Genomic DNA, 23,438 nt, shown 5'->3' with positions numbered 1-23,438 from the left:
TCATCGTTGGGTGGCTCCGGCGTCGACGGGCAGGACGATCGCGGTGATGTAGCGCGCCTCGTCGGAGGCCAGGAACAGCGCGGCATTGGCCACGTCCACCGCGTCCACCCACGGCACCGCAAGCATGTTCATCGAGCGGGCCGCCTCGGCGAACTCGGCGCGCGTGGGCGGACGGTCCAGGTCGGGCCGAAAGGCGGTGCTGACGACGTCGTTGTGGATCATGGGCGTGTCGACGTTGGTGGGGCTGATGCAGTTGACCCGGACATTATGCGGCGCAAGCTCATTGGCGAGGCTGCGCATCACGCCGATCACACCGTGCTTGGCGGCGGTGTAATGCGCAACGCCGACCAGCCCGCGCAGGCCCGCGATGGAGCTCGTCAGGGTCATCGACCCGACCCCGCGCGCGATCAGGTGCGGCGCGGTCGCGCGGCAGGTGTGCCACACCCCGGTGAGGTTGACGTCGAGCATGGTGCGCCAGGCGTTTTCGTCCAGGTCGACCGCCATGCCGCGGGAGGTGATTCCGGCCGTCGCGCAGACCGCGTCCAGGCCGCCGAACCGCTCGACAGCGCGATCGGTGGCGGCCTGCACACCGGAAAGGTCACGGACATCGACGATTTCGGTGTGCACCCGCCCGCCCGCCGCACCCACCAGCGACGCGGTGGTGTCGAGGTCGGCCGGGGTGCTGTGCGGGATGATCACCGTGTCGACCGGGCCGCACACGTCGAGCGCCACGATGTCGGCACCCTCCTGCGCGAACCGCACCGCCTGCGCGCGACCGATCCCCCGCGCCGCACCGGTGATCAGGGCGACCTTGTGTCTTAGTCGCCCGCCGGCCAGCCGCCCGGTCATGTCGTCTTCTGGGTGAGGCCGGCGTCGACGACGAGCTGGGTGCCGGTGATGTAGCGGGCCGCGTCGGAGGCCAGGAACAACACGGCGTTGGCGATGTCGACGGGCTCGACCCACGGCACCGGAAGCAGGTTCCGGGCCTGCAGCACCTCGGCCGCATCGGCGGCCGTCGGATTGTCCAGGTCCGGCCGCAGCCGCCGAAAGGTGGCCTCGTTGAGCACCATCGGGGTGGCCACCGGCCCGGGGTGCACGGTGTTGACCCGGATGCCGCGCGGGCCGAGCTCGTTGGCCAGCGTGCGCGCCAGTCCCACCACCGCGTGCTTGCTGGCGGTGTAGTGCGCCGTGTTGGGCAGGCCACGAAGACCGCTGGTGGAGCTGATGATGACGACCGAGCCGCCCTGGTCGCCTTCCCCATCAAACATGTGCGGCACGCTCGCGCGGACGGTGTGCCAGACGCCGGTGAGGTTGATGTCGAGCGTGCGCTGCCAGACCTGGGGGTCGAGTTCCCACGAGGGCGCGCCGGGCAGGTGGACGCCGGCGTTCGCCACGACGACGTCGAGCCGACCCAGCTCGGCCACCCCTGCGTCGACGGCGGCCGTCATCGCCGCGAGGTCGCTGACGTCGGCCAGGCCGGTCGCGCACCGCCGGCCGCGGACCTCGACTCCCCTTGCCGTGGCCCGTAACTCGTCGGCCGCGGTGTCGGCGTCGAGTGCGATCACGTCGGCTCCTTCATCGGCGAAGCGCTCACAGTGCACCCGCCCGGTCCCCTTGGCCGCACCGGTGACCACGACGACCTTGTTCAGCAATCCCGTCATCGTTCGATTAGATCGAAGCCCCGGTAGCCGGCGGCGGCGACCTCGGCGCAGATGTCGTTGTACGTGGCGAAGCCCCCGGTGAACAGCATGAAGCCGCGCGGCTTGCCGGGCACGTTCGCGCCCATGTACCAGGAGTTCGCCTTGGTGAACAGCGTCGCTTCGGCTCGGCGGGCGCATTCGGCGCCCCACCCGTCCACGCTGTCCACGCGGGCTTCCAGCGCGGCGTAACCGTGATCGTCGAGGAAGGCGATGGCCTCGGCGATCCAGTTCACCTGGGCCTCGGCGTGCAGCACCATGTTCGCCAACACGGCGGGTGATCCTGGGCCTGAGATCAAGAACAGGTTGGGGAAGCCGTCGACGCCCAGCCCCAGATACGTGCGGGGCCCGTGTGCCCAATCGTCACGCAGGGCGGCGCCGCGGCGTCCGATGATATCGATGTTGCCAAGCGCGCCGGTCATCGCGTCGAAACCCGTTGCCAGCACGATCATATCGATGTCGTAGTGGGCTGTGGTCTTATCGATCCCGACGGTGTTGATTCCGGCGGCGTCGACGGATTCGATCGGGGTGGTTCGGACGCTGATGAGTGACACGTTGGCGCGGTTGAAGGTCTGAAAGTAGTTGGTGTCGGTGCAGATTCGCTTGGTACCGATCGGATGGTCGGTGGGAATCAGTAGGTCGGCCAGGGCCGGATCGTCGATGACGGCCCGCACCTTCTGCTCGTAGAACGTGCGGGCCTCTTCGTTGGCCTCCAGGTCGGTCATCTGGTCGGGGAAGGTCTTGGAGAACAGCACGCCCCCCAGCTGCCAACGCTTTTCGAATGCCGCGCGGCGTTCCTCGGCGGTGAACTGCATCGTCGGCTTGGGGGCGGTGATGTGCGGCGAGCCGCCGGCGCTGCGCCACGACAGCGCACGCCGCCGCGGGTAACCCGCCTTGATCTCGCCGAGCTCATCGGCGGACAACGGCGTGTTACCCGCCGGGACACTGTAATTGGGGGTGCGTTGGAAGACGTAGAGGTGGGTCGCGCGCTCGGCGATGATCGGAATCGATTGAATGCCCGAGGACCCGGTCCCGATGACCGCCACCCGTTTTCCGGTGAAGTCGACGGGCTCGTGCGGCCAGTGTGCGGTGTGGTAGATCTCGCCGGCAAAGGTGTCCAGGCCGGGGAAGTCCGGGGTGAGCGCGGCCGACAGCGGCCCGGTTGCCATCACACAGAACCGCGCCGAAAGCCTCTGCCCCGCATCGGTGGTGACCGTCCAGCGCAGCGTCGTCTCGTCGAGTTCCGCCGAGACCACCCGGGTGCGGAGCGCGATGTCGCGGCGCAGGTCGAGCTTGTCCGCGACCCAGTTCAGGTACGCCAGGATCTCGGCCTGGGTCGCGTACTTCTCGGTCCAGTTCCATTCCTGCTGGAGTTCGTCGGAGAACGAGTAGCAGTAGTCGACACTCTCGACGTCACAGCGGGCCCCCGGATACCGGTTGTGGTACCAGGTGCCGCCCAGCTCGGGCGCGGCTTCCAGCACCCGCACCGACAGGCCCCGGCCGCGCAGCTTGTGCAGGGCGTACAGGCCGGCGAACCCCGCGCCGACCACGACGACATCCAGGGACTGTGGACCGGCATCGTTCACAAGCAGTCACCGTAGGGCCTTCGCCGGCGCGATCCGCGTGCCCTCCCGGTCACCGGACGGTTCGGGCGAGTTTTCCCGGCTGATTCATCCCCCGCCGGGCGTCCGCCGGCCGGTTGTTCACGTCGAAATTCGACGGCGGGGTGTCCGCTCATCGGGATTTCCTTTGGGACGGCCCGGAACTGCGGTAGACCATTACTAGGCCCACAGACGTAAGGACAACGATATGAGCGACCGGGTACTCGACCGGGTGGTGGCGATGGCCGACCAGTTACGCGACCAGGCCGCGGAAGCCGAACGCATCGGCCGGCTCACCGACGACACCGTCAAGCTGATGAAGGGCGCCGGCCTGATCCGGCTGCTGCAGACCAAGCAGTACCAGGGCTTCGAGGTCCATCCCCGCGAGTTCGCCGAGACGACGATGGCCACCGCGGCGCTGGATCCGGCGGCCGGCTGGATCGTCGGCGTGGTGGGCGTGCACCCCTACCAACTGGCCTACGCCGATCCCAGGGTGGCCGCCGAGATCTGGGCCGACGACGTCGATACCTGGATGGCCTCCCCGTATGCGCCGCAGGGGGTGGCCAAACCCGTCGACGGCGGCTACCTGTTCAATGGCCGCTGGCAGTTCAGCTCGGGCACCGACCACTGCGACTGGATCATCCTGGGCGCCATGCTCGGCGACGACAAGGGCATCCCGTTGATGCCGCCGCAGATGCTGCACATGATCCTGCCGCGCAAGGACTACCAGATCGTCGAGGACTCGTGGAATGTGGTGGGGCTGCGCGGAACCGGCTCCAAGGACGTCATCGTCTCCGACGCGTTCGTCCCGGCCTACCGGACCATGGACGCCACGAAGGTGATGGACGGCACCGCGCAGCGCGAGGCCGGCATGACCGAGCCGCTGTACCTGATGCCGTGGTCGACGATGTTCCCGCTGGGCATCTCGGCGGCCACCATCGGCATCGCCGAGGGCGCGCTGGCCGCCCATCTGGACTACCAGCGCGAGCGGGTCGGGGCCACCGGAACCGCGATCAAGGACGACCCCTACGTCATGCACGCGATCGGCGAGGCCGCCGCCGACATCAACGCCGCCCGCCAGGAGCTGCTGGCCAACGCCGACCGCATCTACGACATGGTCGCGGCCGGCAAGGAGGTGTCATTCGCCGACCGCGCCGCCGGACGCCGCACCCAGGTTCGCGCGGTGTGGCGCGCGGTCTCGGCGGTCGACGAGATCTTCGCCCGCTCGGGCGGCAACGCGGCACGAATGGACAAGCCACTGCAACGGTATTGGCGCGACGTGCACGTCGGGCAGATGCATGCGATCCATGTGCCCGGCACCACCTATCACGCGGCGGCGCTGAGTTCGCTGGGCGTCGAGCCGCCCGAGGGTCCGCTGCGGGCGTTGATCTGAGCAGGAGAACACAACGATGACGGACCTGAGAAGCCTGGGCTACATCACGATTTCGACCAACGACATCGACCGCTGGCGGCAATTCGCGTTCGGCGTCCTCGGTTTCGCCGAAGGGAAGGGCCCCGACCCGTCCGCCCTGTATCTGCGGATGGACGAGCGGGCGGCCCGGCTCATCGTGGTGCCCGGTGACACCGACCGGGTGCTGACCGTCGGCTGGGAAGTACGCGACCACCCGGCCCTGCAGCGAGTGCAGGCCGCGCTCGACGGGGCGGGCGTGGCGTACAAACAGCTGTCCCCCGACGAGGCCGAGGCCCGCCGCGTCGAAGAGGTGATCACCTTCTCCGATCCCGCCGGCACCACGCTCGAGGTGTTCCACGGCGCGGTGCTCGACCACAGTCCGGTCATCACTCCGTTCGGCGCGAAGTTCGTCACCGGCGATCAGGGCATGGGCCATGTGGTGGTGCCGGCCACCGATCCCAACGGCCTGTTCGACTTCTACACCGAAGTGCTGGGGTTCCGCGCCCGCGGCGCGTTCCGGGTGCCGCTGCCCAAAGAGTTTGGGCCCGTGCGGGTTCGGTTCCTCGGCATCAACGAACGCCACCACAGCCTGGCGATCGTCCCGGCCGCACACCAGCGCGACCCGCGCCTGGTCCACATCATGGTGGAGGTCGACACCCTGGACGCCGTGGGCCAAGCCCTGGACCGGGTCAACGCCGAGGGATTCCAGCTGTCGTCCACCCTCGGGCGGCACACCAACGACAAGATGGTCTCGTTCTACGTCCGCGCACCCGGTGACTGGGATATCGAATTCGGCACCGAGGGGATGCGGGTCGACGAAACCTACTACACCGCAGAGGAAATCACCGCCGACAGCTACTGGGGCCACCAGTGGGTCGGCGAAATGCCCGCGGCCATGCGGCTGTGACTCCCGAATCGGACGTGACGCCGGTCGCGGCGTCCTCGATCACCTCGTGGGATGACGAGGCCGACGTCGTCATCGCCGGCTACGGCGTCGCCGGTGCGGCCGCGGCGGTCGAAGCGGCCGCGTCCGGCGCCGAGGTCCTGGTGCTGGAACGCACCGGGTCCTGGGGTGGGGCAGCGGCGATGGCCGGCGGCTTCATCTATCTCGGCGGCGGCACGCCCATCCAAAAGGCATGTGGTTTCACCGATTCCGTCGACAACATGGCGGCGTTCCTCAACGTCGCGATGGGGCCCGGCGCCGACGAGCAGCGGATCGCCGATTACTGCGCCGGCAGCGTCGCGCACTTCGAATGGCTGGTCGGGTGCGGCGTGCCGTTCAAGGCGGAGTTCTTCTCCGAGCCCGGCTGGGAGCCGATGGGCGACCAGGGGTTGATGTACAGCGGTGGCGAGAACTCGTTCCCGTTCAACACCATTGCCTCCCCCGCGCCGCGCGGCCACGTCCCGCAGATGCAGAACAAGAAGCAGGGCGAAGCGAGCGCCGGCTACATGCTGATGAAGCCGCTGGTGGAGACCGCGACCATGGCCGGCGCGCGGGCCCTGTACGACGTGCGGGTGCAACGGCTGATCACCGAATCCGACGGCCGGGTGGTGGGGATCCGCGCCCGAAAGTACGGCACCGAGATGAGCATTCGGGCGCGTTCCGGGGTGGTCCTGGCGACCGGCAGCTTCGCCTACAACGACTCGATGGTGGCGCGCTTCGCGCCGCGGATCGCCGGGCGGCCGGCCGCGTCGATCGAGCAGCACGACGGGCAGGCGATCCGGATGGCCCAGGCGCTGGGCGCCGACCTGGCGCACATGGACGCCACCGAGGTCGCGATCTTCATCGACCCGCAGCAGCTGGTGCGCGGCATCCTGGTCAACGGCCGCGGTCAGCGCTACGTCGCCGAGGACACCTATCCGGGCCGGATCGGGCAGCTCACCCTCTACCAGCAGGACAACGTCGCCTACCTGATCATCGACGGCGACGCGCAGGAGGCGGCGATGGCTTCCTGGTCGCCGAAGTTCATGCTGCGCCCGGCGACCTGGGTGGCCGACACCGTCGCCGACCTGGAGCGCGACATGGGGCTGCCGCCCGGGTCGCTGCAGGCGACGGTGGCCGCCTACAACGAGGGCGCCGCGCGCGGCGAGGATCCGCTGCTGCACAAGAAGCCGGAGTGGATCAAGCCGATCGGCTCCCCAGTCGGCGCGGTCGACCTGCGCGAGAACACCGGCGGGTTCACCCTGGGCGGGCTGGCCACCACGCTGGACGCTGAGGTGCTGCACGTCAGCGGTGCGCCCATTCCGGGGCTGTTCGCCGCCGGCCGGTGCACCGCCGGCCTGGCCGCCTGGGGTTATGCCAGCGGCGTCTCGCTGGGTGACGGCAGCTTCTACGGCCGCCGCGCGGGGCGCTCTGCCGCGAAGGGCTGATCTCGTTCCGACGCCGCGAGCTGGGGGCACCTCCCCTTGCGGGGGAAAGCACACTGCGACAAATCCACCCAGGATTCGCAGTGTGCTTACGCTCGCGCGCTCGAGGTATTTCGTCCGGCGGCTTCAATTCACGCGCGTCGTGTGACAGTGGCCACAGCGGTATGGTAAACAGATATTCCTATTAGGAATATGCCAGCCAGGAGGACGCATGTCGGCGCCTGTCGAAACCCCCACCGCGGTCATCGACCGCATCTCGCTGGTCCTCGACGCATTCGACGGGCCCGGGCGGCTCACGCTGGCCCAGATCGTCCGGCGCACCGGCCTGCCGCGCTCGTCTGCGCACCGGATGCTCGAGCGCCTGGTGCAGCTGCGCTGGCTGCGCCGCAGCGGCCGTGACTACGAGCTGGGCATGCGCCTGGTCGAGCTGGGCTCGCTCGCGGTCCATCAGGACCGCCTGGTGCGCGCCGCCGGTCCCCTGCTGCGCGAACTGCACCGCGCCACGGGCCTGGTCGTGCACCTCGCGGTCCTCGACGGACCCGACGTGCTCTACCTCGACAAGGTCGGCGCCTCACCGCTGGCCCCGATACCCACCCGAGTCGGCGGCCGACAGCCCGCGCACTGCACCGCCGTCGGAAAGGCGATCCTCGCCTACCGCGACGAGGATGCCCCGGTGGACCTGGCGGTCCGCAAAACCAGGTACTCGATCGCCACCGGCGCGCAGCTCGCCGTCGAATTGTCCCGGGTGCGCGCGCACGGCGTCGCCTTCGAGCGCGAGGAATCGCTGCCCGGATTCGGTTGTGTCGCAGCGCCCATCGGCGAACCCGGCGAGGGCCAGGAGGTCAAAGCCGCCGTGTCGGTGTGCGGTCCGATGAGCCGGATGACGTTCGATCAGCGGTTGATCGCCCCGCTCCGGATGACGGCGATGGGCATCTGGCGGCACGCCGAGGACGGCCCGCACCGCGTCGCGCCCACCCTGCAGCCGTTGCGTCCGCTGCGCCCCGTGTTGCAGTACGCGTGAGCCTCGGTACCCCTCCTAATCGACACGCCGGAAGCCGCTGTGCTGTCGACTGACCTTGAGCCGGTGGCCGACGCCGTAGCGTGAAATGCCAGTCGGTGTCCGCGCTCATCCCCTCGGTCAACGGGATATCCAACCGGTGAACGGCGCCTCCCAGTGGACGGGACTTACTCATTCCGAACGCGAGACAGCGCCATACCCTTTGCATATGGCCAACGGTGAGATATTTGTCGTCGACCGCGTCATCACGCGCCCCGGTTGTGCCAGGGAATTTGTGGACACCTACCTCAACGAGTACGCCCCAGCCGCGCGCGACCGAGGTATGACGCTGCGTGACATCCTGGTCAGCCCGCCGATCTGGTTCGACGATCAATCCAACACCGTGACCGTCACCTGGTCACTGCCCAGTCTGCAGGCGTGGTGGGAGATGACGTGGCAGGGCCGGCCGGACCCCACCCTCGGGCCATGGTGGGAAGGCATCGGCGATCTCGTCGAGACGCGCGGGCGCAGTGTGGCCGCCGCGGCCAACGACGTCGATCTGCTCTGCGATGTATAGCGTGACCCAACTGCTCGACGTCATCGAGCAGGATCGAGACCGTGTGCTGGCCGCTGTGCGCGCCGCCGCCGCAAGCACCGCGGCGCAACGCCGACTCGTCGAGCCAACGCTACCGGGTGCACGCAACGGCGGCGATGTCCTGGTGCACCTGCGCTTCGAGGCGGAAAGCCAATGGCGTTCCGCTGAGCCCGATTTCGCGGCACTGCTGAATGATCCCGCGATCACCGCCATCAATGGCGCATGCTATTCAGGCGCGGCTTCCTGTACCGGCGCAACCGGCACCGTCTACCGCGCGCTGTTGCTCTGTGTGCGTCCCGGCACCGACTGCGACACCGTCGCTCGCTTCGAAGATGAGCTGCGTTTGATGCCGCGGTATGTCAAGACGATCACGGCCTGGCAGCTGAGCCGTGTCGAGCAAGCGGTCGGGACGCAGGGGTGGACCCACGTGTTCGAGCAGGAATTCACCGACGTCGACGGGCTGACGGGCGCGTACTTGATGCACCCGATTCACTGGGCCGTTGTGGACCGCTGGTTCGATCCCGAGTGCCCCGAAGTCATCATCCGGAATCCGGTGTGCCACAGCTTCTGTGCGATCACCGACCCGGTGCTGAGCTGAATCCTGCTAGATTCCCGCCGGCAGGATGTTCGGGTTGGCCGTCGTCGGTGGCTCCAGCGCGGGTAGCTCGCCTTCGCCGTCCAGTGTGTGGACTTGCAACTGCTGTGACCACGGATAGTGCAGACTGAATGCAACCAAGCCGGTGCGCTCGGCCGCGGGAAGGTGACACATTGCCAACACTGTTTCGGCCAGGTATTCCACCGATTCGGTCGGAAACGAGTCGGGAATCAACTGGGCTGCCCCGGGTGTCCGAACCGCCGTCGATGGACCCACGCAGTTGACCGCGATGTTGGCGTCGAGCAGTTCCGCCGCGACACCCTGGGTGAAGCGGTGCAGCGCGGCCTTCACGGACCCGTAGATCACGTCGCCCGAAGTCTTGTTGTAGTCCCGGTACGGCCTCACCGGCGCCACCCCGGTCACCGACCCGATGTTCACGATCCAGCCCGCACCCTGCTTGCGCATATGGGGCACTGCGGCTTTCGTCAGGACAAAAGGCGTGCGCAGGTAGTGCTCCACCGTACGGTCGAACGTCTCCAGACTCATCTCCTCGATCACCGAGTAGTCGGCGAAGCCCGCATTGTTGACCAGGATGTCGATACGGCCGGTGCGGTCGAGCACCTGGTCGATCAGACCGTCACGGGCACCGTTGTCTTCGAGGTCGACGGCCAGCCCGAACGCCGATCCCCCCGTGTTCTCGATCAGGGCAATCGTCTCGTCAATCGTTCCCGGCAGCACCGCATCTAGCCCCGCCCGGGTGGACCGCGAGGGTGTGTGGCTTCGCGCCGTCACCGCCACCGTGGCGCCCTCGGCAGCCAATCGCTGCGCGATCGCCCGGCCAATCCCCCGGCTGCTGCCGGTGACTAAAGCCGTTCTACCGGAAAGTAATCGCGTCATCGCAACTCGAAGTGCTCTTCGATCGGCGCTCGGTGTTCATGCCAGAGGTCCACCAGCCGGTACGGAGTGGCCACTACGACCCGCCCCGAACCGGAGCGGTAGTAAGTGTGCGCGTTCGGGGTGTGACACCACACTGTGTTGGCCATGGCCTCGTCGATGGCGGCCACATAGTAGTCGTAAGCCTGCTGCGTGACCTCAATCGTCGTCGCACCGCGCAGTGCCATCAGTTGCAGGCATTCAATGATGTAGTGCGACAGCACTTCCATCGAGAAATTGGCGCCGGCGCCATGACCGGGACTGTAGTTCGGGGCTGAGGTGATGAACAGGTTGGGAAAGCCCGGCACGGTGCCGCCGCGGTAGGCGCGGGGGCTGTCACCCCACTCGTCGGTGAGCTTGCGTCCGCCGCGGCCGCGAATATCGATGGTCGACAAGAAATCAAGGTGGTAGCCGGTGGCATAAATGATCACGTCGAGATCGATCTGCCGACCGTCCTGCGTGACAACACCTTTGGCGTTGACCTCGGCCGGCTCACTGGCTTCCACATCGACGTGCTCACGGGTCAGAGCCTTGTAGTAGCCACCTGGATCACGGATGATCCGTTTGCCGTAGGGCGCAAAATCCGGCGTCACCTTCTTCGCCAATTCAGTTCCCGAACCAAAGGTTGTGTCGATGTAGTCCATACACATACGCAAGAGCACGTCGTTCGCGGGCGAGATCGAGAGATGCGTTTCCGCCCACTCCGCGTCACGCAGGATGACGGGATAGTTGTTGTCCGCCGTGCCCCAGTAGGACTTCAGCCTGTTCCACTTGGCGTAATACGGGACGTGACGGCCGAGGTAACGTCGGTACTCGGGAACGTCGTCGGTCAGCCGCTTACGCGGCGCCACCCAGTGTGGCTGGCGCTGAAACACTGTGAGGTGCTCGACTTCGTCCACACAGGCGTCAACGATTTGCACCGCTGTGCAACCAGCACCGATGATCGCCACTCGCTTTCCCGCGAGATCTAGAGATGTATCCCATCGTGCGGAGTGAATACTGTTGCCTGCGAATGCCTCTCGGCCCGATAACTCGGGCCAACGCGGCCGGTTGAGGTAGCCTGCGGCGGTAACCACCACCCGCGAATGAGTGACGTCATGCTTACCGTCGCGGTCAACCGAGTGGACCTGCCAGCAATCACGGTCCTCATCCCACCACAGCGCCGTCACCTCGGTGCCGAATCGTATGTGCTCACGCAGTCCGTACTTGTCGGCCAACGCAACCAGGTAGGCCTGGTACTCAGCACCCTGCGGGTAGTAGCTCGTCCACTCCGGATTCACCTCACGCGACAGCGAGTAGTACGCCGAGGGCGTGTCGACCCCGATGCCGGGGTAGGTCGTGGTCAACCACGTCCCACCGACTTCGTCGTTGCGATCGATGACTTCGTAGCCAACCCCCGCTTCGGCGGCCGCGAGCGCGGCGATGATGCCGGCGATGCCCGCACCGATGATGGTCACATTCGTCGTTTCAGGGATCGGCACCGTTCGCGGCAGCGTGGGCCGTGAGAGTTGAAAGCCGCCCTGCTCGAGCAGCAGCGGAACGAACTCGTCGTCCACCTCCGAGCCCAGCGCCAGCGGAAGCAAGCGCCTGAACAGCTCGGGATCATCGACGGGCGGGGCACTCGCCTGCCGGTTCTCGACCAGGGCCGCAACCAGGGCGCTCACCAATTCCTCCGCGGTGTCGTCATCGGTGACGCCGGCCCGCTCGGGGGGATCGGGGACGTGGGAGATCTTAGGCCCGAACTTGTCGATCACAGACGAGTCGCCGGTCAGCTGAGCCAGGACTGCGACCAGCACGCCGGGGTCGGCCTGACCGAGGTGCGCCCGCAGTTCCTCGAGATCGAGCGCGGCCGAGATGGGAGGCGACGTCGATTCAGTGGCGGAGGTCATGGCACCGAGTATCGGAGCGTGTAGGCGGCTCGGGCACTGCCTTGTCTACTCAGCGGGAGGTGAGAAGTCCCGTCTCGACTATCGCGGCCTACCCTCCGACGTATGCAACGCGTGGATCCCTCCGAACTCGACGCTGTGATCGCAAAGGCACGCAGTCACACGCTCAGCGATATTCCGCGCCGGTCGGCCCGAAAGCATCCGGGCAAGCCCGCGATCATCGACGGAGCCGTCCTTCTCACGTTCGCTGAGTTCGACGCTGTGGTGGACAGGGCCGCAGCCGCGTTGCACGACAACGGCTTTGCACCCGGCGACCGCATCGCCCTGCTGTCGCACAACTGTTGGCAGTATGCGGTCCTGGTGTTCGCCACGGCGCGCGCCGGTGTGGTTTTGGTGCCGATCAATTTCATGCTCACCGCTGAGGAAATCTCCTACATCCTCGGTCACAGCCGAGTCAGTGGATTCGTAGTCGAGGGCGATTTGACGGCGACCGCCGAGCGTGCGATGCAGCTCGGCGGTGTGGTCACCACCAGGGTGGCGCTGATGCGGGCGGGGTGCACCGTTCCCCCGGGTTGGGATGACTTCGCAGGGTGGTTGACGACGAACACCACCGCGCCGGACCTCAACATCGGCGACGACCAACTCGTGCGGCTGATGTATACCAGCGGGACTGAGTCGCGCCCTAAGGCCGTGATGCACTCCAGCCGCAGCCTGATGTGGCAGTATGCGAGCACGATCGAGGCCGGCTCGATGTCGGGAGACGACGTCGAGATCCATTCGCTACCGCTTTATCACTGCGCACAGTTGGACAATTTCCTGGCCACCGACATCTATCTGGGCGCCACCAGCATCATCCTGCCACGTCCCGAACCGGACGCGGTACTGCGCACCATCGAGCGCTATCGGGTAACGAATTACTTTGCACCACCGACGGTGTGGATCAGCCTGCTGCGCTGCCCGACCTTCCAGGAGGTAGATCTGACCAGTTTGTGCAAGGGGTACTACGGCGCCTCGGCGATGCCGATCGAGATACTGCAAGAGATCCGCCAGCGGCTGCCGCGTCTGAGGTTGTGGAACTTCTACGGCCAGACCGAGATGGCGCCATTGGCCTCCGCACTGGGCCCCGATGAGCAGGATGCCCACGCCGGCGCGGCCGGGCGGCCAGTTGTCAACGTGGAGACGGCGATCCTCGATGACAACGACATCCCCCTGGGCACTGGTGCCGTGGGCGAGATCGCGCACCGCAGCCCGCACTTGATGTTGGGCTATCTCGACGATCCCGAACGCACTGCCGAGGCCTTCCGCGGCGGCTGGTTCCACTCGGGCGACCTCGGCTACTACGACGAGCACGGCATGCTGCACGTGGTGGACCGCAAGAAGGACATGATCAAAACCGGCGGAGAAAACGTGGCCAGCCGCGAGGTCGAAGAGATCGTCTACCGGCATAGCGGTGTCAAGGAAGTCGCGGTCTTCGGTGTGCCGCACCCTCTTTGGATGGAAGCCGTGGTGGCGGCGGTGGTGCCGCGCGATGGCATCGGGCTCACCGAAAATGACATTCTGAACCATTGCCGCAAGCATCTATCCGGCTTCAAGACACCTAAGCGCGTTTTCTTCGTCGATGCACTGCCGAAAAATCCCAGCGGCAAGCTGCTCAAGCGAGAGCTTCGGGATCGGTTCGGTCTCGAACCTGCCGGTCGCTGAAGCAGGCACCGCGCAAATCAGTGGCCGTGTTCCACTGACCGGGCATCCCGGTGTTTGCATGGCCACACCGGGGGTTGACTGATGCCATGAGCAACGACATCACGCTGTCCGACCTGCAGGAGTTTATCGCCGGGTTTTGGTACCACTACGACGAGGCGCACTACGACGAGCTGGCAGCACGCTACGCCGAGAACGTGCGCTATGTGAACCGAAGCGATTCGGGCACAAGTCCATTCGAGGAACTGATGTCGCCCGAATTGCATGGCCGCGCCGCCGTCATGGAATGGATGTCGGAACACCGCAAACAAAGTCCGTACCCGCTGCGCCACCACGCCACCAACGTGTACCGCACGGGTACCGATGATGACATCACCCACGCGCGGTTCTATATCTTCGTCAATCAGACCGCAAACTTCGTACCGTTCGCGGTGTCCAGCGGCGTAGCAACTGTCGGCGTGCGCCGTGGCGCCGACGGGCTGGAGTTCACCGAGATGGATATTGTTCTCGACACCACCAACTCGGTCTTGCTGTCGGAGCTCTCCGCCGACAGCGCCACCGTGTCGTAACCGGTGAGCGCTTACGAAATCTTCTGCGGCGGCGTCGCGGTCATTACCGGCGCCGGCGCAGGCATCGGCGCCGGACTGGCTCGACACGCCAGCCGGTTGGGGATGACGGTGGTGCTGGCCGACATCGACGCCGACGCCATCGCCGCACTGCGCGACGAGCTGTGCGCTGCGGGGGGCTCCGCACTGGACGTGGTGTGCGATGTTCGCGAATACGACGCTATGCAGGCGCTGGCAGAAATGACCTACCGCGACGTCGGTGCCGTGCGGCTACTGGTGAACAACGCCGGGGTCGAACAGTTCGGCTATCTGTGGGATACACCCGTCGTCAACTGGCAGCGCGTGATTGACATAAACATCAGCGGCGTCTTCCACGGTGTGCGGGCCTTTCTGCCCAGAATGATGGCCACCCACGAGCAGGTGTGGGTGTGGAATCTGTCGTCGGTCGGTGGGGTGGTGTCGATTCCGTTGCAAGCGCCCTACATCGTGAGTAAGCACGCCGTACTGGCGTTGACCGAATGTCTGCATCTTGACGTTCAGTCAGCCGGGCACCACCATCACATTCACGTGCAGGCTGTGCTGCCTGGCGCAGTGGTGTCCAACATTTTCGAGTCGGCGGGCGGCGTCGACGCCGACGACGCGAGCGACCGCGCAGCGGCAGAGTCTCAGCGATCGGCGATGCTCGACGTCAAGGCTGATGCCATGCATCCGCTCACCGCCGCCGAAGTGGTGTTCGAGCAGGCCGCCGAAGGGCGGTTCTATCTCCTCACACAACCCGAATTCGTGGGGAATGCGATGCTCGAACGAGCGAACATGCTTGCGGCACAACGGCCACCGATGCTACGCACCAAACGCCGCTTCGATCCCGCAGAACAATGAGCGTGCCAGCTCTTGACCCCGATGCCGCTGCGAGGGTGGCGTCCTTAGGCCCCGTCCTTCCGATGCGGCAACGGGGTCTGGCAACGGTGCGCGACTCCCTTGAGTCAATGCCGCTGCCCCCGATGCCCGACATGGCCGAAGTGACCGATCGCGTCATAACCGGCCCTGACGGCGAGCTTCCGCTGCGCATCTACCGTCCGACCCGCGACGTCGATGCGCCGGTATTGGTCTATTTCCACGGTGGTGGCATGGTGCTGGGGTCCAACCATTCCTTCGAGCCGCTGGCCCGCAATCTCGCACAGTCGTCCGGTGCAACCGTCGTCGCCGTCGAATACCGCCTGGCACCAGAAGCCCCGCCCCCAGCACAATTCGACGATGCGTACACCGCTACCGAGTGGGTCGCCGCGAAGGCAGCCGAATTGCAGCTGGATCCAACCCGACTAGGGGTGATCGGTGACAGCGCGGGTGGCACGCTGGCCGCGGGCGTCGCCCTGGCTGCCCGTGACCGAGGCGGCCCGGAGTTGTTCTGCCAGGTGTTGTTGTACCCGGGTGTGGATCGAGACATGACGGTGCCGTCGGTCGCGATGCTGGAATCGGCGCCCATGCTGAGCCTTGACGACATCCAGTACATGCACGAACTGGCTGATGCGGGAACCGGCCCGCTCGATCATCCGTATCTCGTGCCGGCGTACGCCACCAACCTGTCCCACCTCCCGCAGGCCATCGTGGCGACCGCCGCGGTCGATCCGATCCGCGACTGGGGAGAACGGTACGCGGAGCGGTTGCGGGATGCCGGTGTGCAGACCACCGTCACTCGATATCCCGGCGTGTATCACGGCTTTCTGATGCGTTCAGAATCGGTGGCGCGTGGCGGCCTCGCGCTGGCCGAGATCGGCGCGCTGCTGAGGGCGAAATTCGCGAATCCACTTCCATTTTGAGAACCGGTCCGGGAACATTGCGCTAGCCGTGCCCGAGCCGCGACGAGGCCCGTTAAGTGGAATTTTCCTCCCAATCACCGGACATAAGTTGCTCGTTGCCGTCCTAACACGGCCAGGATCGATTGCACCAACGTGACCGAGGGTCGTCCAGAAGGAGATCTCGATGCTGACTGACGAGCGGCGGATGGAGTTGTCCGACGTCCTGCGCCCCGCCGCACCGCCCCGGGAAATCAGCGATGTCTACACGGACGATCAGCGGGAGCGGCTCCTCGACGTCGTACGCACCGAAGGCCCGTGGAAGCTGATCATCGCGCAACACTTCGCATCGGCCGACGAACTGATCGCCACCATGAGTGGTGCCTTCCCCGAGGGGTTCACGCCGTCGCTGGACCTCTTCCTCACCCCGACGTTCCGCGGCTACCTGGCCAACTACGGCGCGGCGCTCTACCCGCAACTACATGATTGCTTCTACAACGCGCGATTCCTGGAGATGGCCAAAAGCTACTGGAACGCCGAGTACGCCAAACCACAGCTGATGCTGTTCAACATCAACGGGCCGTGCGCCAATCGCGATCCGGGGCACCTGGATTCGCCAAGCTTCCGCGGCGTGCGGCACGAAAATGCGCCGACCTGGCTCACCAGTGTCATGGGCAAGTCCGGGCTTTTCAAGGATTACCTGATCAAGATGGCGCAGGTAATCACCTGGTTTTCGCTGGATGGCGGTAGTGGATTCACCTACTGGCCCGACGGGCCACTCCAGGCTCCCAAGCGAGTCCTGCCGCCGATCAAGAACCGCGGCGTTGTGGTGCAGAACGAGATGATGGTGCACCGCGGCGAGGCGAATGGGCCTCTAGAGCAACAGATTCCGCCGGGATTGGCGTTCGACACCGTTTTCACCGGCGATCCTGACGACCGCAACCACTGGCTATTGAAGAACGGCGCCAATGTGATCGCCCGCCACCACACGGACGAGCTGCGGTTCCTGGTGCACTGGTCGGCCGAGGTCTTCGCCGATTTCGACGAGCTGAAGAAGAACATGGAGGGTTCGGATGACCTGTCCGTGGAGCGGGCCATCGACATGATGGTCGACGACCTCAACAGCAGGGGGATCAGGCTCGACATTCCCAGTGAACCGCTGCACGACGCGGCTTTCATCGGTGCGCTCAACGCTGCTTACGATCTGGGCGGACCCGCCGTTTACCCCGAAGAGGCGCCGATCAGCGCCTTCCAGCTCGCATGACCGCTGCTATGCGACACCGCCGATGAGCGCTGGCGCACATGACTGATACCCACGAACGACTGACGGAGTCGGTGCGGCGACTCATCGACGTCACCATTCGCAGCGAGGCCGACGAACGAGCTGTCGCGAAGGCGTTGGCTCTCGTCGACCAAACCGTCGACTTATTGAGCACGCGGCTCATGCCGGGGTCGTTTGGTGTGCGCACCAATACCGAAGGCGAAAACATCGTTTGGGGCAATGTGGCCGTCGGGCTGCGCAACCCGATCGCCCCGCCCCTAGTCATCCGGCACAACGAGGCGGGCGGCGTGCACACCGATGTGCACCTGGGCGCCGGCTACGAGGGACCGCCCGGCCATGTACACGGTGGCATGTGCGCTCTAATCCTGGACCATGTTCTGGGCGCGACGGCACATCAGCCGGGTAAACCGGCTTACACAGGCACCATCACAGTGCGCTATCTGCGCCCCACGCCGTTGGGCGCACTGCGAGCCGAGGCCCGGGTGGAGCGGGTCGACGGCAGCAAGACGTATGCGACCGGCCATCTCAGCAACGTTGACGGTGTCACGGTGGAGGCCGAGGGCGTCTTCATTACGCCGCGGGAACACTTCGGGCTGGGCGACCCACGACCTGGCCAAAAGTCGTGAGTTAAGTCGCGATCCGCCGGCACGGTGATGTGCCGGTACCGATGACCTCTCTTCGCTGCCATAGGCGTTGTGCCCACCTCTGAGCGACACCACCCGCTGACGAGGCCAACCGCACGGGTTACCGGCGGGTCAACACGCCGGGTGAACTACCACTAGTCGGGAATGCCGTCATGATATGCGGCAAAATCGGGGCATAACAACGAAGCGTCGGTCCCGTCCCCTGGGTTCGGTTTCGGCACGACCACCCACATCAGGGAGCGCGTCAGACATGGTTGCCCGCCTGCTCGTCATTCTGGGGGCTGCATCGGTCACCCTGCTGGCGGCGATGCCGCTCGCCTATGCCGACACGACCGACCAGAAATTTTTGGCGGCCCTCGAGGAGCAGGGCATCATCGACCAATCCTCGGCCGGACACGCGATCGAAGCCGCTCACTACGTCTGCGCGAGGCTCGACGCCGGCGACACGCCAATGGAGGTGATGCAAGAAGTGCTGAACAGCAGCGGTTTACCCGAGTTTCACACCGGCTTCTTCGTTGCCCAGAGCATCTATTCCTACTGCCCGCGGCACAAGGACGAGATCCCCAGGGGATAGCCGGATCTCGTGAATCACTTTGGTGCGCCGTCTGATTCGTCGACGACAGGTAGATCCCCATCACGCACCGCGTTGAGGATCGACGCGCTCAGCGCCGAGCACACCAGGAACACACCCCGACTCCCCGGTGTCACGATCTTCTGCGCATCGGCACGCTCGGCGCACCGGGCCGTCGCCTCGGCGTTCCACTGCACACTGGTCTGATTCCAGCTGCTCTTGCGGGCCAGCACGCGCGCACCACAGTCCCGGCACGCGACCGGCACCATGGGCATCTCGTCGAGTCGATTATCCTCGCGCACCGACGATTCCAGCATCGTCAGGCCCGGGCCGCCATGTTGGCCTCGACCTCTTTCATCCACGCCTCATAGGGCCGGGTGGTGTCGAGCTCGTATTCGAAGCGGTCCACCATGTCCGGTTGCACGTGGGCGGCATCAACGTAGAACTGCTGATACCAGCGCCGCAACTGGTAGACCGGACCGTCCTCCTCGACCAACAGCGGGTTGTCGATGCGCGCCTTGTGTCGCCAGATCTCCACGTCCTGCTCGAATCCGAGTTTGACGTAGTCACCCAGGGTGATGGCGGTCTGCATGGCCTGGTCATCAGGCAGCGCGTCGGATTTCTTGACAATGATCCCGTATTGCAGCACAAAGGAATTCGAGTCGATCGGATAGTGACAATTGATGAGGATGGTGTTGGCGTCGCCGTGCTCGTAGTGATAGGTCAAGTCGTCGATCATGAAAGATGGGCCGTAATAGGACGCCACCGATGTGGTTCCGAGCATTTCGGAACCCACGCTGCCGCCCATGTCGGGCCGGCTTCCGCCGTTCATGTACTGCGTCGCCACGTGCCCCTCGAAGATGTTCTTGAAGTAGGTGGGTAGTGAGCCGTGGATGTAGAAGAAGTGCGCCATATCCACCACGTTGTCGATGATTTCGCGGCAGTTGCTGTTGACGATGGTGGTGTACCAATGCCAGTCAGTCCACTGGTCGCTGGTGGCGCCCTCGATGCGCGGGATCGTCACCTCCGGTGGCGGCGGCTTGCGCTCCGAGTCGTTCCACACGAACAACATGCCGTCCTGCTCCAGCGTCGTCCACGCTTGGGTGCGGGCCAGTTTGGGGGCGCGCCGGCTGTAGGGCACCTGCTTGCAACGACCGTCGCCGCCCCAGCGCCAGTCGTGGAACGGGCAGGCGATCTCGTTGCCCTTGACCTCACCCTGGGACAGGTCGCCGCCCATGTGCCGACAGTAGCCATCGAGCACGTTGATGTTGCCGTCGCCGCCGCGGAAGACGACGAGCTTCTGCCCGAAGGCGTTGATCGAGTGAGGTTTGCCGTCACCGAAATCCCTAATCAGCCCCAGACAGTGCCAGCCGCGGGCGAACCGCGTCGGCGCGGCCTGCGCTTCAATGAACCGAATCTGGTCGGCCTCGGTGTGCGACGTCATGCGTCTGATTCAACTCCCCCGAGACCGGTCCGCGGGGCGGCTTGTTCCACTCATCAGGACGGCTCTTCCTGCGTCGCGGTGCCGCGGCCTACCGTTTTGGACGTGACGACGCACAGCGCGACGATTCCTGCCGGACTTCCCGTGGCCGACACCGCCGTCGACCTGCTTGTCGTCGGCTCCGGTACCGGCATGGCCGCCGCGCTGACCGCCCACGAATTGGGGCTGTCGGTGCTGATCGTGGAGAAATCGTCGTACGTGGGGGGCTCCACCGCCCGCTCCGGTGGCGCGCTGTGGCTGCCGGCCAGCCCGGTGCTGACCGAAGCCGATGCCGGCGACACCGCGGAGCGCGCCCGCACCTACCTGGATGCGGTGGTCGCGGGATCGGCCCCCGCGCAGCGCTCTACGGGGTTCGTGGCGCACGTGTCCGCGACGGTGGACATGCTGCGCCGGACGACACCGCTGCGGTTGTTTTGGGCCCGTGATTATTCCGACTACCACCCCGAGGAACCGGGCGGCAGCGTCGCCGGCCGCACCTGCGAGTGTCGGCCCTTCGACACCTCGCTGCTCGGCGCGTACCGCACCCGGTTACAGCCGGGTTTGATGGAGGTCACCATCCCGATGCCGACGACGGGCGCCGACTACCGCTGGATGAATCTGGTGGCCCGGATGCCGCGCAAGGGCATTCCCGTCTACGGCAAGCGCCTGGCGCAGGGCGTGGGCGGCCGCATGGTGGGCCGGCGCTACGCCGCGGGCGGTCAGGGCTTGATGGCCGGGCTGTTGACCGGGGTGCTGCGCGCCGGTATCCCGGTGTGGACCGGCACCGCGCTGGCGCGCCTCGCCGGCGATGGCGAACGGGTGACCGGCGCGGTCGTCGAGCACGGCGGTCGCGAGGTGACGGTCACCGCGCGGCGCGGCGTGGTGCTGGCGACCGGCGGTTTCGACCACAGCATGGACATGCGCTGGAAGTTTCAGTCGAAGTCGTTGGGCGCCAACCTGAGTCTGGGCGCTACCGCCAATACCGGCGACGGGATACGCGCGGCCCAGGAAATCGGCGCCGACATCGACCTGATGGATCAGGCATGGTGGTTCCCCGCCATCGCGCCGCTGCCCGGCAAGGCGCCCGCGGTGATGCTGGCCGAGCGCTCGCTGCCGGGCTGCCTGATCGTGGACCAGAACGGGCGCCGGTTCGCCAACGAAGCCGCGGATTACATGTCGTTCGGGCAGCGGGTGCTCGAGCTGGAACGCTCCGGCAGCCCGGTCGAGGCGATGTGGATCATCTTCGATCAGCAGTATCGCAACAGTTATGTCTTTGGCGCCGAACTCTTTCCGCGGATGCGCATCCCGCAGGCGTGGTACGACGCCGGTATTGCGACGCGCGCAGACAACCTCGGCGACCTGGGCGCACGGATCGGCGTTCCGGTTTCGGAGTTCTTCGCGACCGTGACTCGTTTCAACCAGCATGCCGCCGCCGGCGAGGATCCCGACTTCGGCCGGGGTCGCAGCGCCTACGACCGCTACTACGGGGACCCGACCGTCAAGCCGAACCCGAACCTGCGCGCGTTGGTCAACGGCCCGTTCTACGCGGTGAAAATGGTGCTGTCCGATCTCGGCACCTGCGGTGGGCTGAAGACCGACGAGCGGGCGCGGGTGCTGCGCGAAGACGGTCGGGCGATCGCCGGGCTGTACGCGATCGGCAACACCGCCGCCAATGCGTTCGGGACGACGTATCCGGGCGCGGGGGCGACGATCGCGCAGGGGCTGGTGTACGGCTACATCGCGGCGAGGGACGCGGCGATCGCGAGCGCGGCGCAGCCGGGCGAAGCGGGTCGCCGCCACCAGGACTAGCGGCGATCTACGACGTGTCATGCCGCCCCCGGACTGTGGTCTTCGTCGTCGTCTCCATCGCGAAGCAGCTTCTCGGGGTGATGGAAGGTGTTGATCCGCGGCTGGCCTCGGTCCAAGTGCGGGGGCGGGATCCATTCGGTGTCACCCTTGGCGTTCTTTCGGGTGGTCCAGCCTCCCGGATTCAGGAGGCGGTGTTGAGGTCCGCAGGCGAAGGTCAAATCGTTGACGTCGGTGCTGTGGCACTTGGCGTAGTCGGTGACGTGATGGACCTCGCAGTAGTAGCCGGGCACGGTGCAGCCCGGAGCTGAGCACCCGCGATCCTTGGCGTACAACACAATTCGCTGTCCGGGGGAGGCGAGTCGTTTGGTGTGATAGAGCGCCAGCGCCTTGCCCTTGTCGAAGATCGCCAGGTAGTGACGGGCGTGGCGGGCCAGGCGGATCACGTCGCTCATCGGGAGGATGGTGCCGCCGCCGGTCAGCCCCCGGCCGGCCGCGGCCTCTAGTTCGTTGAGCGTGGTGGTGACGACGATGGAGGCCGGCAGCCCGTTGTGCTGACCCAGTTCGCCGGAGGCCAGCAGGGCGCGTAGCGCGGCGCCCAGCGCGTCATGGTTTCGTTGGGCGGCCGATCGTGGGTCGTGGTCGATGGCGTCCTGGGTGGGCGCGCCGTCCACGCACGGCGTCTCATCGAACGGGTTGCACATGCCTGGTGCGGCCAGCTTGGCCAGCACCGCTTCCAGGGTGGCGCGCAGTTCGGGGGTGAGCCATCCGCGCAGTGCCGACATGCCGTCGGATTCCTGGTTGCCCAGCGTCAGCCCGCGGCGGCGGGTTCGGTCCTCGTCGCGGTACGTCCCGTCGGGGTTGAGGCAATCGGCCAGCGTGTCGGCCAGCGCGGCCAACTGCTCGGGACGGTATCGCGTGCCCTGCTTGGCCAGATCAGCTTCGGCGCGCTCCCGGGTGAGCTGGTCGATCCAGCCGGGCAGCTGGTGGCAGAACCGGCGGATGACGGCGACGTGGCCGGCCCCGAGCTGTCCCGCCCGCTGCGCCGCGGCGGTGCCCGCCAGCGCAGGCGCTAACGGCTCCCCAGTCAGCCCTTGCCGTGGCCCCAGGTCGGTGGCTTCGCGGATGCGGCGCGCGGCCTCGGCGCGGCTGATCAAGGTCCGTTCGGCCAGCGCGTGAGACAGCTTGCCGCCGAGCTCCGCTGGGGTGGCTTGCCGGGCAACGTGGTTGATCAGCTGATGCTCGGCTACCGGCAGCCGTCGGCGCGCCTTCTCACAGCGCTCCAAGAGCGCCAGGCATTCTCGGGGAGTCAGCGCGTCGAAACTCAGGTCCGCTACGCCGTCGAGCGCGTCATCGAGCGCATCGAAGGCCGCAGTGATCGCGTCCCGATCGATGATGCCGCCCGAACTCATACCCCGAAACTATCGGAGCCCACCGACAGAAAAACCCCGCATATTGACGGTTGAAACCACGGTGGCACAAGTGATTTCGCTATGCGTTTTCGATATCCATAATC

22 protein-coding genes are annotated in these 23,438 nt (G+C 66.1%); 14 read left to right on the top strand and 8 right to left on the bottom strand.

Going from position 1 to position 23,438, the window contains the following annotated elements; all coding sequences use genetic code 11:
- Genes G6N50_RS05055 through G6N50_RS05045 form a run of 3 tightly spaced genes read right to left on the bottom strand, consistent with a single transcriptional unit; the run spans nt 1 to nt 3,283 of the window.
- Nucleotides 1-849, bottom strand: a complete 849-nt coding sequence (locus tag G6N50_RS05055; protein WP_083095229.1) for a mycofactocin-coupled SDR family oxidoreductase — start codon at nt 847-849, stop codon at nt 1-3.
- Nucleotides 846-1,661 (bottom strand): mycofactocin-coupled SDR family oxidoreductase, encoded by an 816-nt coding sequence (locus G6N50_RS05050; RefSeq protein ID WP_083095230.1) that lies wholly within the window; start codon nt 1,659-1,661, stop codon nt 846-848. Before G6N50_RS05050 ends, G6N50_RS05055 begins: the two co-directional genes overlap by 4 nt.
- Nucleotides 1,658-3,283 carry a flavin-containing monooxygenase gene (locus tag G6N50_RS05045; RefSeq protein WP_083095231.1) on the bottom strand — a complete coding sequence of 542 codons (1,626 nt, stop codon included), beginning with the start codon at nt 3,281-3,283 and terminating at the stop codon, nt 1,658-1,660. The genes G6N50_RS05050 and G6N50_RS05045 overlap by 4 nt, the downstream gene beginning before the upstream one ends.
- Before the next feature lie 223 nt (nt 3,284-3,506).
- Here G6N50_RS05045 and G6N50_RS05040 point away from each other — a divergent pair, with 223 nt between their 5' ends.
- The 6 genes from G6N50_RS05040 (at nt 3,507) to G6N50_RS05015 (ending at nt 9,266) form a co-directional block, all read left to right on the top strand.
- On the top strand, nt 3,507-4,691 hold the full coding sequence (locus G6N50_RS05040) for an acyl-CoA dehydrogenase family protein (protein ID WP_083095232.1): 1,185 nt from the start codon (nt 3,507-3,509) through the stop codon (nt 4,689-4,691).
- Nucleotides 4,692-4,707: 16 nt separating this feature from the next.
- On the top strand, nt 4,708-5,616 hold the full coding sequence (bphC, locus tag G6N50_RS05035) for a biphenyl-2,3-diol 1,2-dioxygenase (RefSeq protein WP_083095233.1): 909 nt from the start codon (nt 4,708-4,710) through the stop codon (nt 5,614-5,616).
- Nucleotides 5,613-7,079: an FAD-dependent oxidoreductase gene (locus tag G6N50_RS05030; protein ID WP_142275561.1), complete on the top strand. Its 1,467-nt coding sequence runs from the start codon at nt 5,613-5,615 to the stop codon at nt 7,077-7,079. Before bphC ends, G6N50_RS05030 begins: the two co-directional genes overlap by 4 nt.
- A gap of 208 nt (nt 7,080-7,287) precedes the next feature.
- Nucleotides 7,288-8,097 carry an IclR family transcriptional regulator gene (locus tag G6N50_RS05025; RefSeq protein WP_083095235.1) on the top strand — a complete coding sequence of 270 codons (810 nt, stop codon included), beginning with the start codon at nt 7,288-7,290 and terminating at the stop codon, nt 8,095-8,097.
- A 205-nt stretch (nt 8,098-8,302) separates the two neighbouring features.
- Nucleotides 8,303-8,650: a hypothetical protein gene (locus G6N50_RS05020; RefSeq protein WP_083095236.1), complete on the top strand. Its 348-nt coding sequence runs from the start codon at nt 8,303-8,305 to the stop codon at nt 8,648-8,650.
- On the top strand, nt 8,643-9,266 hold the full coding sequence (locus tag G6N50_RS05015) for a Dabb family protein (protein ID WP_083095237.1): 624 nt from the start codon (nt 8,643-8,645) through the stop codon (nt 9,264-9,266). The genes G6N50_RS05020 and G6N50_RS05015 overlap by 8 nt, the downstream gene beginning before the upstream one ends.
- A 6-nt stretch (nt 9,267-9,272) precedes the next feature.
- Here the strand turns inward: G6N50_RS05015 and G6N50_RS05010 are convergent, their stop codons facing one another.
- Together G6N50_RS05010 and G6N50_RS05005 are read right to left on the bottom strand one after the other, a co-directional pair.
- Nucleotides 9,273-10,160: an SDR family NAD(P)-dependent oxidoreductase gene (locus tag G6N50_RS05010; protein ID WP_083095238.1), complete on the bottom strand. Its 888-nt coding sequence runs from the start codon at nt 10,158-10,160 to the stop codon at nt 9,273-9,275.
- Nucleotides 10,157-12,085: a flavin-containing monooxygenase gene (locus tag G6N50_RS05005; RefSeq protein WP_083095239.1), complete on the bottom strand. Its 1,929-nt coding sequence runs from the start codon at nt 12,083-12,085 to the stop codon at nt 10,157-10,159. Before G6N50_RS05005 ends, G6N50_RS05010 begins: the two co-directional genes overlap by 4 nt.
- A 102-nt stretch (nt 12,086-12,187) precedes the next feature.
- Here G6N50_RS05005 and G6N50_RS05000 point away from each other — a divergent pair, with 102 nt between their 5' ends.
- The 7 genes from G6N50_RS05000 to G6N50_RS04970 all read left to right on the top strand — a co-directional run bounded on the left by G6N50_RS05000 (nt 12,188) and on the right by G6N50_RS04970 (nt 18,639).
- The gene (locus G6N50_RS05000) at nt 12,188-13,783 is read left to right on the top strand and encodes an acyl-CoA synthetase (RefSeq protein ID WP_083095240.1); all 1,596 of its coding nucleotides are present in this window, start codon (nt 12,188-12,190) and stop codon (nt 13,781-13,783) included.
- A gap of 86 nt (nt 13,784-13,869) precedes the next feature.
- Nucleotides 13,870-14,349: a nuclear transport factor 2 family protein gene (locus G6N50_RS04995; protein WP_083095241.1), complete on the top strand. Its 480-nt coding sequence runs from the start codon at nt 13,870-13,872 to the stop codon at nt 14,347-14,349.
- A gap of 3 nt (nt 14,350-14,352) precedes the next feature.
- Nucleotides 14,353-15,225, top strand: coding sequence for an SDR family NAD(P)-dependent oxidoreductase (locus G6N50_RS04990; RefSeq protein WP_083095242.1), 873 nt, complete (start codon nt 14,353-14,355; stop codon nt 15,223-15,225).
- Nucleotides 15,222-16,163 carry an alpha/beta hydrolase gene (locus G6N50_RS04985; RefSeq protein WP_083095243.1) on the top strand — a complete coding sequence of 314 codons (942 nt, stop codon included), beginning with the start codon at nt 15,222-15,224 and terminating at the stop codon, nt 16,161-16,163. The genes G6N50_RS04990 and G6N50_RS04985 overlap by 4 nt, the downstream gene beginning before the upstream one ends.
- Before the next feature lie 163 nt (nt 16,164-16,326).
- Nucleotides 16,327-17,403 carry a hypothetical protein gene (locus G6N50_RS04980; protein ID WP_083095244.1) on the top strand — a complete coding sequence of 359 codons (1,077 nt, stop codon included), beginning with the start codon at nt 16,327-16,329 and terminating at the stop codon, nt 17,401-17,403.
- A gap of 38 nt (nt 17,404-17,441) precedes the next feature.
- The gene (locus G6N50_RS04975; protein WP_083095245.1) at nt 17,442-18,047 is read left to right on the top strand and encodes a PaaI family thioesterase; all 606 of its coding nucleotides are present in this window, start codon (nt 17,442-17,444) and stop codon (nt 18,045-18,047) included.
- A 268-nt stretch (nt 18,048-18,315) separates the two neighbouring features.
- Nucleotides 18,316-18,639, top strand: a complete 324-nt coding sequence (locus G6N50_RS04970; RefSeq protein WP_158086072.1) for a DUF732 domain-containing protein — start codon at nt 18,316-18,318, stop codon at nt 18,637-18,639.
- A 14-nt stretch (nt 18,640-18,653) separates the two neighbouring features.
- Here G6N50_RS04970 and G6N50_RS04965 read toward each other — a convergent pair whose 3' ends face one another.
- Nucleotides 18,654-18,953: a ferredoxin gene (locus tag G6N50_RS04965; RefSeq protein WP_083095247.1), complete on the bottom strand. Its 300-nt coding sequence runs from the start codon at nt 18,951-18,953 to the stop codon at nt 18,654-18,656.
- A 2-nt stretch (nt 18,954-18,955) separates the two neighbouring features.
- Nucleotides 18,956-20,080, bottom strand: a complete 1,125-nt coding sequence (locus G6N50_RS04960) for a Rieske 2Fe-2S domain-containing protein (RefSeq protein ID WP_083095248.1) — start codon at nt 20,078-20,080, stop codon at nt 18,956-18,958.
- 102 nt (nt 20,081-20,182) lie between these two features.
- Here G6N50_RS04960 and G6N50_RS04955 point away from each other — a divergent pair, with 102 nt between their 5' ends.
- Nucleotides 20,183-21,925 (top strand): 3-ketosteroid-delta-1-dehydrogenase, encoded by a 1,743-nt coding sequence (locus tag G6N50_RS04955; protein ID WP_083095249.1) that lies wholly within the window; start codon nt 20,183-20,185, stop codon nt 21,923-21,925.
- Nucleotides 21,926-21,942: 17 nt separating this feature from the next.
- Here G6N50_RS04955 and G6N50_RS04950 read toward each other — a convergent pair whose 3' ends face one another.
- On the bottom strand, nt 21,943-23,334 hold the full coding sequence (locus G6N50_RS04950; protein ID WP_083095250.1) for an HNH endonuclease signature motif containing protein: 1,392 nt from the start codon (nt 23,332-23,334) through the stop codon (nt 21,943-21,945).
- Between the last annotated feature and the right edge of the window lie 104 nt (nt 23,335-23,438).

This window comes from Mycobacterium mantenii (genome assembly GCF_010731775.1).
Classification (GTDB): domain Bacteria; phylum Actinomycetota; class Actinomycetes; order Mycobacteriales; family Mycobacteriaceae; genus Mycobacterium; species Mycobacterium mantenii.
This window is presented reverse-complemented; position numbering and strand designations above follow the sequence as displayed.